This is a genomic window from Synergistales bacterium (assembly GCA_021736445.1).
Lineage (GTDB): Bacteria > Synergistota > Synergistia > Synergistales > Aminiphilaceae > JAIPGA01.
In genome coordinates this window covers 1-8769 of the sequence record JAIPGA010000094.1, presented here as the reverse complement: position 1 = coordinate 8769, position 8769 = coordinate 1, and the positions used below count along the sequence as shown (strand labels likewise).

At 62.6% G+C, this 8769-nt stretch carries 9 protein-coding genes; 1 reads left to right on the top strand and 8 read right to left on the bottom strand.

Features of this window, described 5'->3' with window-relative positions; all coding sequences use genetic code 11:
- Positions 1-54: 54 nt before the first annotated feature.
- The 7 genes from K9L28_10775 to K9L28_10745 form a co-directional block, all read right to left on the bottom strand.
- Positions 55-1182 carry a sodium ion-translocating decarboxylase subunit beta gene (locus tag K9L28_10775; protein ID MCF7936812.1) on the bottom strand — a complete coding sequence of 376 codons (1128 nt, stop codon included), beginning with the start codon at positions 1180-1182 and terminating at the stop codon, positions 55-57.
- A 37-nt stretch (positions 1183-1219) separates the two neighbouring features.
- Entirely contained in the window at positions 1220-1651 is a 432-nt protein-coding gene (locus K9L28_10770) for an acetyl-CoA carboxylase biotin carboxyl carrier protein subunit (protein MCF7936811.1), read from the bottom strand.
- A 98-nt stretch (positions 1652-1749) separates the two neighbouring features.
- Positions 1750-2187, bottom strand: coding sequence for an OadG family protein (locus K9L28_10765; GenBank protein MCF7936810.1), 438 nt, complete (start codon positions 2185-2187; stop codon positions 1750-1752).
- Between the two features lie 18 nt (positions 2188-2205).
- Positions 2206-3765 (bottom strand): methylmalonyl-CoA carboxyltransferase, encoded by a 1560-nt coding sequence (locus tag K9L28_10760; GenBank protein ID MCF7936809.1) that lies wholly within the window; start codon positions 3763-3765, stop codon positions 2206-2208.
- 62 nt (positions 3766-3827) lie between these two features.
- Entirely contained in the window at positions 3828-4229 is a 402-nt protein-coding gene (gene mce / locus K9L28_10755) for a methylmalonyl-CoA epimerase (protein ID MCF7936808.1), read from the bottom strand.
- A gap of 93 nt (positions 4230-4322) precedes the next feature.
- Complete coding sequence (locus K9L28_10750) at positions 4323-4736, bottom strand: cobalamin B12-binding domain-containing protein (protein MCF7936807.1); 414 nt, start codon at positions 4734-4736, stop codon at positions 4323-4325.
- Positions 4737-4799: 63 nt separating this feature from the next.
- Positions 4800-6479 carry a methylmalonyl-CoA mutase family protein gene (locus K9L28_10745; GenBank protein ID MCF7936806.1) on the bottom strand — a complete coding sequence of 560 codons (1680 nt, stop codon included), beginning with the start codon at positions 6477-6479 and terminating at the stop codon, positions 4800-4802.
- 435 nt (positions 6480-6914) lie between these two features.
- On the opposite strand from K9L28_10745, the gene K9L28_10740 reads away from it, so the two are divergent.
- A complete protein-coding gene (locus K9L28_10740) occupies positions 6915-7205 on the top strand; it encodes a hypothetical protein (protein MCF7936805.1) in 291 nt (96 codons plus the stop codon).
- Between the two features lie 85 nt (positions 7206-7290).
- On the opposite strand, the gene K9L28_10735 is transcribed toward K9L28_10740, so the two are convergent.
- Positions 7291-8478: an FprA family A-type flavoprotein gene (locus tag K9L28_10735; protein ID MCF7936804.1), complete on the bottom strand. Its 1188-nt coding sequence runs from the start codon at positions 8476-8478 to the stop codon at positions 7291-7293.
- Positions 8479-8769: the final 291 nt, after the last annotated feature.

The following is an 8769-nucleotide window of genomic DNA, read 5'->3' as shown; positions in this document are numbered from 1 at the left end:
CGTGTTCTGTATACATGACAGATATCTGCAGCCGGTACCGGTGTGCCGCCGACGCTACATGGCGGACAGCAGGGTGAGCATGGTGCCGGCGGCCACAGCCGTGCCGATCACGCCGGCCACATTGGGCCCCATGGCGTGCATGAGCAGGAAGTTGCTGGGGTTCTCGCGCTGGCACATGCGCTGCACCACCCGGGCGGCCATGGGAACGGCCGACACGCCGGCGGCGCCGATCATGGGGTTGATCTTCCCCTTGCTGAGCTTCTTCATCAGCTGGCCGAAGAGCGTTCCGCCTGCAGTGCTGAAGATGAAGGCGACCAGCCCCAGTACGATGATCTTCAGCGTGGCGGCGGTGAGGAAGTTGGGACCCTCCATGGTGGAACCCACGGCCAGGCCGAGGAAGATGGTCACCGTGTTGAGGATCTCGTTCTGCGCGGCCTGGTTGAGACGTTCGGTGACGCCGCACTCCCGGAGGAGGTTGCCGAACATCAACAGCCCCACCAGGGGAACCGAAGCGGGCAGGCAGAGTCCGGCGGCGATGGTGACGATCACCGGGAAGAGCACGCGCTCCGTCTTGCTCACCGGGCGGAGCTTGTCCATCCGGATGGCGCGGTCTTCCTTGCTGGTCAGCGCGTTGATGACCGGCGGCTGGATCAGGGGGACCAGGGCCATATAACTATAGGCCGCCACGGCCACAGCCCCCAGGATTTGCGGCGCCAGCTTCATCGTCAGGTAGATGCTCGTTGGGCCGTCTGCCCCGCCGATGATGGCGATGCTGGCGGCCTCCTTGACGGTGAACCCGAGCATCATGGCGCCGAAGAGCGCCACGAAGACGCCGAACTGCGCCGCCGCCCCGAGCAGGAAGGTGATGGGGTTGGCCAGAAGCGGCGCGAAGTCGGTGAGCGCCCCGACCCCCATGAAGATGATCACCGGGTAGATCTCGTGCTCCGCTCCATAGAAGACGAAGCGCAGGAATCCGCCTTCGTCCATGATGCCGGAAAAGGGGATATTCACCAGGATACATCCCGTGGCGATGGGAACGAGAAGCAGCGGCTCGAAGTTCTTGGCGATGGCGAGATAGAGCAGTACACCGGCCACCAAGATCATAATGACATTCTGGGCGCCCAGCCCGGCGAAACCGGACTCCGACCAGATACTGGCTATCGCATTGAAGTACAGATCCATATGGACTTCCTCCCTCGTGTCCTCTACGGGGAGAGGGCTAGCCGATGACTACGAGCACGTCACCACTGTCGACCGATTCGCCCTCTTTGACGCGGATTTCCTTGACCGTCCCTGACCCCGTGGCCTGGATCTCGTTCTCCATCTTCATCGCCTCGAGAACAAGCAGCAGGTCCCCTTCGCTGACGGAGTCGCCCACGGAGGCATCCACACTCAGCACCTTGCCGGGCATGGGAGACGTCACCTCTTCACCGCCACCCGATGGCGCCGGTGCCGGTGCGGGGGCCGGAGCCTCCTGCTTGGGCTGTGCGGGCTGCGGTGCGGGCTGGGCCGGCTGGGCAGGCTGCGCGGGTGCCGGTGCGGGCGCGGGTGCAGGGGCGGCCTGCTGCGGCTGGGCGCCCCCCTGGCCCTGCTCTTCAACCTGTACATCGTAGGCCGTACCGTTGACGACTACACGAAAATTGCGGATCATAAAATTCTCTCCTCCCTGGCGTGTTTGATGAACTCCTGTCGGTGAAGCGGCACATAGGGCTGCGGCGGCTTCACGCTCGTCCGGTTCTCCCTGAGGTACTACCCGTCGAAGCCCTGAAGGTTCTGCGTCCGGGCCATGGATTTCCATCCCCGGCTGATGGAGACAGGTTTGATGCCTTTGACCCGCGCGCCCGGTCCCGAGACAGCCGCAACGGCAGCGGTGATCGCCGCGACGACCTCATCGTTCCGGTCTCCCGCCTGGGCGGTCTGTTGGGTCTTCTGCTCCTCGGCTTCCTTTTTCTTTGCCTCCGCCCTGGCCTGTTTCTCTTCTTCCTTTTTCTTCGCGGCCATCTCCTGGCGGGCTTTCTTCTGGATCTCGATGCTCTCGGCAAGGACACGGTTTCCCCGAATCACCAGACTCAGGCCGATCAGCACCATAAAGACAACGGTGAAGGCGATGAGGGAGATGGAAAAGGCTCCGCTCACGCCGTCGAATGTCTGGGATAGACTTGTTGCGGCAGCAGTCGTCTCTGACATGCTCTTCCCCCGCTTCCGTTAGTGCGGCATAACGCCGTGCTTGCGGCGCGGACGCAGTTCGTTTTTGGTCTCCGTGACGAGCAGGGCCTGGTAGATCTCCGCCCGGCTCTCCTCGGGCAGGATGACCCGGTCCACGTAGCCCCTGCGGGCGGCCACGTAGGGATTGGCGAAGGCCTCCTCGTACTCCTCGATCTTCTGCTTCCGCATGGCCTCGGTATCCTCGGCCTGCTCGATCTCCTTGCGGAAGACGATGTTGGCGGCGCCCTGGGCGCCCATGACGGCGATCTGCGCCTGCGGCCAGGCCAGCACCATGTCGGCGCCGAGGTCCTTGCTGCACATGCCCAGGTAGCTGCCCCCGTAGGCCTTCCGGAGGATCACGGTGATCAGGGGCACCGAGGCCTCGCTGTAGGCGTAGAGCAGCTTGGCGCCGTGCCGGATGATCCCGCCGAATTCCTGGTTGGTGCCGGGCAGATAGCCGGGGACGTCCTCGAAGGTCACGATGGGGATGTTGAAGGCGTCGCAGTAGCGGATGAAACGGCTGGCCTTGTCGGAGCAGTCGATGTCCAGGCAGCCGGCCATCACCCGCGCCTGATTGGCGATGATGCCGAAGGGAAGCCCGCCGATCCGCCCGAAGGCGGTGACGATGTTCTTGGCGTACATGGGCTGTACCTCGAAGAAGCTCCCCGTATCGACGATCCCCCGGATGACGTCTTTGACCTCGTAGGACTTGTTGGGGTTGGTGGGGACCATACCCCGGAGATCGGTGTTGGGGGCGTAGGGATCCTCCCGGCACTCCACAACGGGGGGATCCTCCATGTTGTTCTCCGGCAGGTACCCCAGCAGCGTGCGGATCTGATCCATGCACTCCTCTTCGCTGGCGGCGAAGAAGTGGGCGTTCCCGGAGGTCTGGTTGTGGGTCTTGGCGCCGCCGAGCTCCTCGCTGGTCACCTCTTCGCCGGTGACGGCCTTGATGACCGCCGGGCCGGTGATGTGCATGATGCTGATCTTGTCCACCATAAAGATGAAGTCCGTCAGCGCCGGGCTGTAGACGGCGCCGCCCGCCGTGGGGCCGAGGATCACGGAGAGCTGGGGCACCACGCCGCTGGCATGGGTGTTGCGCTTGAAGATCTGCCCGTAGCCGCTCAGGGCGTCGGTGGCCTCCTGGATCCTGGCGCCGCCCGAATCGTTGAACCCGATCACCGGGGCGCCGTTGGCCACCGCCAGGTCCATGACCTTGCAGATCTTCTTGGCGTGCATCTCGCCCAGCGACCCGCCGAGGACGGTGAAGTCCTGGCTGTAGACGTAGACGATACGCCCGTTCACCGTTCCGTAGCCGGTAACCACGCCGTCGCCGGCGAACTTCTTCCTGTCCAGGCCGAAATTGGTGCAACGGTGCTCCACAAACTTGTCGAGCTCCACGAAGCTCTCCTCGTCGAGGAAGCGGTGGATCCGTTCGCGCGCCGTCAGCTTGCCCTTGCCGTGCTGCTTTTCGACAGCCTTCTCGCCGCCGCCGGCTTCGGCTTCGGTCCGCTTGGCAAGGAGCTCTTCGCAGAGCTGCTCAATCGACTTATCCGACATGCATCAGACCTCCCATAGGTCACTCTTCTCCCCCACGTTCCGTGAGGTGTTCCCGTTGCTCCCTAGCGCTCGCAGAGCTCCAGAAGGATACCGCCCGTTGCCTTGGGATGGACAAAGGCGATCCGCGCACCACCTGCGCCGTACCGGGGCTCCTCGTCGATCAGGCGCACACCCTTTTCCTTCATCTCTTTCAGGGCTTCCTCGATATTGTCCACCCTGATCGCCATGTGGTGCATTCCCTCGCCCTTCTTGGCGATGTACTTGGAGACCGGGCTCTCCTCCGACGTGCCTTCAAGCAGCTCGATTTCGGTATCCTTCACGGGAAGAAAGGCGGTCTTCACCTTCTGCTCTTCCACCTCCTCCACACCGGTGCACTCGATGCCGAGGGTGTCCCGCCAGAACTGCAGCGCCTCGTCGAGGCTCTTCACCGCCACCCCGATATGATCGATCACTGTGGGATTCATGTTCCACACCTCCCTACCTCCATAGACTTCTGTCTTCAACGATATGCCGGGAGGGGTCGCCCCATCCCGGCACAGCTTGCGCTCCCATGGCCGCTAACTGCCGACGCGGGCCTCCCCGACGGCTTTCTTGAGCCACTCCACCGTCTCGCCGGTGGGTGTTCCGGGGCCGAAGACCGCCCCGGCCCCAAGCTCCTTGAGACGGGGGATATCATCCTCGGGGATGACCCCGCCGCCGAAGACGACCACATCGTCGGCCTCGTTTTCCTTCAGCAGATCGATGATGGTCTTGAAGTAGTGCTCGTGGGCCCCGGAGAGGATGCTCACCCCAATGGCATCGGCATCCTCCTGGATCGCCGTGGCCACGATCTGCTCGGCGCTCTGCCGCAGCCCCGTGTAGATGACCTCCATCCCCGCGTCGCGGAACGCGCGGGCGATGACCTTGGCGCCTCTATCGTGCCCGTCGAGCCCGGGCTTTGCGACGACAACACGGATCTTCCGCTCGGACATTGTTCTATTCCTCCTCCATGCAGCCAGCTGGTGCCGGTATCTCCACGTTCTCCGCCCGAGGGGCTAGAGAACGATGTTCTCCTGGTATTCGCCGAACTCCTCGCGGAGCACGTTGCAGATCTCGCCTTCCGTGGTGTAGCCGCGGACGGCGTTGAGGATATAGGGCATGAGGTTCTCGTGCTCGTCGCGCGCGGCCTTGCGGATATCGTCGAGGGCGTTCTGCACGAAGTTGTTGTCCCGATCCTCACGGACCTTGGCGGTCTTTTTGACCTGCCGCTCGCCCACACTGGGATCGACCCTGAGGAGCTCCATATCGCGTCCTTCTTCCTTGATCTGGTACTTGTTGACGCCCACCACGATCTCCTCGCCCTTCTCGACGGCCTTCTGGTAGGTGTAGGAGGCGTCCTGGATCTCCTGCTGCGGATAGCCCTTCTCGATGGCCTCCATCATGCCGCCCATCTCGTCGATCTTGCTGATGTAGCCCTCGGCCTCCTGTTCCAGCCGGTCGGTGAGCGACTCGATGTAGTAGCTGCCGGCCAGGGGATCGACGGTGCTGCAGACCCCCGTCTCGTGGGCCACGATCTGCTGGGTCTTCAGGGCGATGTTCACGCTCTTCTCCGAGGGCAGGGCCAGCGCCTCGTCCATGCTGTTGGAGTGCAGCGACTGGGTGCCGCCCAGGACGGCGGCCATGCACTGGAAGGCCACACGGGCGATGTTGTTCTCCACCTGCTGTGCCGTCAGCGTACTGCCGCCGGTCTGGGTGTGGAAGCGGAGCCGGGTGGCCTTGTCGTCGGTCACGCCGAAGCGCTCCTTCATGATCCGGGCCCAGAGCCTGCGGGCGGCGCGGAACTTGGCCACCTCCTCGAGGAAGTCGTTGTGGGAGTTGAAGAAGAAGGAGAGCCGCTTGCCGAAGACATTGGGATCCTGCCCGGTCTTGATGGCCCCGTCGATATAGGCGATGCCGTCGGCCAGCGTGAAGGCGATCTCCTGGGCCGCCGTGGAACCGGCTTCGCGGATATGGTAGCCGGAAATGGAGATGCTGTTCCAGCGGGGGACGTTCTCGCTGCAGAATTCGAAGATATCGGTGATGAGTCGCATGGATGGCTTGGGCGGGAAGATATAGGTGCCTCTGGCCATGTACTCCTTGAGGATGTCGTTCTGGATGGTGCCGCCCAGCTTATCGGAGGCGACACCCTGTTTCTCGCCCAACGCGATGTACATGGCGAGCAGCACCGACGCCGGGGCGTTGATGGTCATGGAGGTGGTGACCTTGTCCAGGGGGATCTGGTCGAAGAGGATCTCCATGTCGGCCAGGGAGTCGATGGGAACCCCTACCTTGCCGACCTCGCCGGCGGCCATCTTGTCGTCGGAGTCGTACCCGATCTGGGTGGGCAGATCGAAGGCCACCGAAAGCCCCGAAGAACCCTGATCCAGAAGGTAGCGATACCGGCGGTTGGAGTCCTCGGCGGTGGAAAACCCTGCGTACTGGCGCATGGTCCAGAACTTGCCGCGGTACATGGTGGGCTGCACGCCCCTGGTGAAGGGGTATTCACCGGGGAACCCGAGCTTCTCCATGTAGTCGAAATCCTTGATGTGCTCCGGCGTGTAGATCCGATCGACGTCCAGACTGCTGGTGGAAAAGGTTTCCTTCCGTTCGGGGAACTTCTTGAGCGACTTGTCCACCGACTTCTGGTAGTCGGCCTTCCCCTGCTCGATTGCTTTGAGCTGTTCCTCTGTAAACAACGCTTTCGCCTCCCTAACCGATGTTCCTATGGTATCCCGTTTCTCCCGTGAATCAAAGCGCACCTCCCCGGCCCTCCTGGTGAAAGGGAGAACCTGAAGGCTCGAACCACATTATTTACCACCGTTGTGTATAATGCAACCAGGAACCTGTATTCTGTGTGCAATTCCAGACAATTTTGAAAGTTCATACCTGCCGCATCGGGCGAACCACGCAGGACAGTGCCCACCATCTTACCCTCATCTGTCTGTTGAAGCAAAGCAAAATCTCCCGCCGGCCCCTCCACAGCTTGACTCCCCCGGTACCGCCGTTTAGACTTGGCACAGGCAAGGCAGAAACGAGCCTATATGCAGGGGGTGGCCGAAATGGAAATGATACCCTGTCAGCGTTGCGGGAAGCCCTTTGCCAGCAACGGACCGAAGACATGCCCGAAGTGTATGCGGCGGCTCGAAGAGATCTACGAGCGGGTCCGTACCTACATCAGGGACCATTCGGACCGCGAGGTGGATATCCCGACCATCGCCGAGGAGCTGGGCGAGGATGTCCGCGACATCGAGTTGCTGGCCTACATGGGCTGGCTGGATCGCGATACCGAAGGGCCGGACCAGCTCTCCCCGGAAGAACGAAAGAAGCAGGAGCTGCTCAAGGAGTTCCAGAAAGGCCTGTCCAAGGACGGCAAAAAGCGCGGTGCCGGCACCTACGGCAGCGAGCGCCACGGACGGCGCTAGCCGGCAAGGCATCCGGAAGCCTCTTTTTTCCTTGGACCGCAGTCCCCCGCCTCAGTGAGGCGGCGCACTGGAATGCCGTGAGCCGCTAGAGCGCCCCGGCGACGTTCCTCCCCAGCTGATAGCACTGTTCGATGTCCTCCGGAGAGGGGGCCGAACGCACCTCGACGTAGGGTTCCACCAGCTCCCAGTTCCCCCGTTCGCCAAACTGCAGCAGAGCGGCCAGCGCACCCTTGCTCCAGCTGTAGGAGCCGCAGACACCCAGCACCCGGCCGCGCATCATCTTGTTCTCCAGCGAGGCGGTGAGCGCCTGCATGGGCGGGAAGAGCCCCGTATTGTAGGTGCAGCCGGCCAGCACCACGCCGCGGTAGCGCCAAATATCCCGCACCACGAAGGAGATATGGCTCCGGGAGATGTCGTGGAGGATGACCCTCTCGATCCCCTCCCGGGCCAGGGAGCGGGCCACCGATTCGGCCATCCGCTTGGTATTGCCGTACATGGAACCGTAGACCACCACGACGCCCTCTTCAGTCTCGTGGCGGCTCCAGCGGTCGTAGAGATCGATGACCTGCTCCGGGCTGTCCCGCAGAATGGGGCCGTGGGCCGGGGCGAGATAGCGCACATCCAGCCCCCGCACCTTGCCGATGGCCTTCTGGACCTGGCTGCCGTACCTGCCCACGATGTTGGAGAAATAGCGGAGCATCTCGTCCTCGTAGAACGCCATGTCCACCTCGTCGTCGAAGATCCCGCCGTCCAGAGACCCGAAGGCCCCGAAGGCGTCACCGGAAAAGAGGACGCCTTCCGGTGACGCGTAGGTCACCATGGTCTCCGGCCAGTGGACCATGGGAATCATGGAAAACCGGAGTTGCCGCTTGCCCAGATCGAGGCTCTCGCCTTCGGAGACGGTCCGGAAGTTCTCGGTGATGCCGTAGAAGTTGGCGAGAAACTCCCGGGTCTTGGCGTTGCCCACCACGGTCATATCCGGGTAGATCTCCCGGAGCACCTTCACCGCCCCGGAGTGGTCCGGCTCCATGTGGTTGATCACCAGATAGTCCACCGTCCGGGAGGGACCCAGGAGACCCTTCAGCTTCTCCAGGAAATCGGGGAAGTACCCCCCCTTCACCGTATCGATCAGAGCCACCTTGTCGTCCATGATGCAGTAGGAGTTGTAGGAAACCCCCCGGGGCAGCGGCCACAGTGCCTCGAAGAGATCCGTCTCCCGGTCGTTTTCGCCCACCCAGTAGATCGAGTCGGTGATCGCGATACCCTGATGCATGTCCATTCCTCCTTTTTTGCACTCCCGCCGCCGGTGACAGAGGGCAGCGGCGGCCCCTGTCCCAGCAGACCACAGGCCGGCGGCACCGGGGCTCCGGACCGCCGTCCCCTCTCTATGCTACACCTTTTCCCGCCTCTCTGTCCGCCCTCGGCGGGGGTTGCCAACTGTTGGCCAAAACATCAGCGAATATAGACAGATGTTGCCATCCATGGAGCACCGCAGATTGAAGAATCCTGGTTTTCCCGGGATCGACGGATTGCAACATCAGCGAGGTACGCTATAATCAATTCA